The 729-nt window shown below is 57.1% G+C and carries 1 protein-coding gene; it reads right to left on the bottom strand.

Annotated elements, in window-relative coordinates; genetic code table 11:
* Positions 1 to 682: glycosyltransferase (locus tag X744_RS139745; protein WP_245266888.1), on the bottom strand; the 682-nt coding region annotated here is incomplete at its 3' end.
* Between the last annotated feature and the right edge of the window lie 47 nt (positions 683 to 729).

Raw genomic sequence — 729 nt, 5'->3', positions numbered from 1 at the left:
GAATTTGCAGCGTGTCGCGGATAGTCACGGGCAAGGACTGGTGATGAAATCTGGCGGGTACGCGTGCAACCCGCAATGCTCGCAAGAGGCTCTCGGGGTCAGGAAGATTCCTTCTGTTTTCGAGCAGCTGCCAATTAAGCTGTTTAACGGCAAGCGTAACTTCGTCCACTTCCGTGTAGCTCTTCGATGTGGTGATGCTCGGATGGTTCGTCGCGTCGTAAAAAATCAGACCCTCATTGATCGCAACCATGTCTCCGTGACCGGCCAAGTCCACGAAGAACAGTTGGTCAACGCCGGCGGGGATCGATTTGTGTGCACGCATTCGGCATCCAGCCTGAAGAACCTTGCTGTTGATCAACAGTGTCGAGGGAATGATGCCGAGGCTCCTCGTCGTCCGGACAAGGTAAAGATCCCTGAGGCATTGCTGGCTCGAATAGACTGAAACGCGGTTTTGCTCCGATGGCGTCGAGCGGAGCATGATCCTGCCGTCTTCCACGATATTGGCTGCACAGGTCATGAATGCGGCCGAGGGATGCTCCTTGGAGACCTCGGCAAATCGCTTGAGCGCGCTGGGCGCGAGCCAGTCGTCGTCATGCAGCAACTTGATCCAGGTGCCGGTGCAAGCCAGCATGGCATTGTTGGTATTCTCGACCTGGCCTCGCCCCCTGCCGTTCTCGACAATCCGGATGCGACCGTCGGCACGCGCATATTCGTCGACGATCCTCCAGG

It is taken from the genome of Mesorhizobium sp. LNHC252B00 (assembly GCF_000502955.1).
GTDB lineage: Bacteria > Pseudomonadota > Alphaproteobacteria > Rhizobiales > Rhizobiaceae > Mesorhizobium.
The sequence above is the reverse complement of the archived record's forward strand: the minus strand, read 5'-3'. Positions and strand labels throughout refer to the sequence as shown.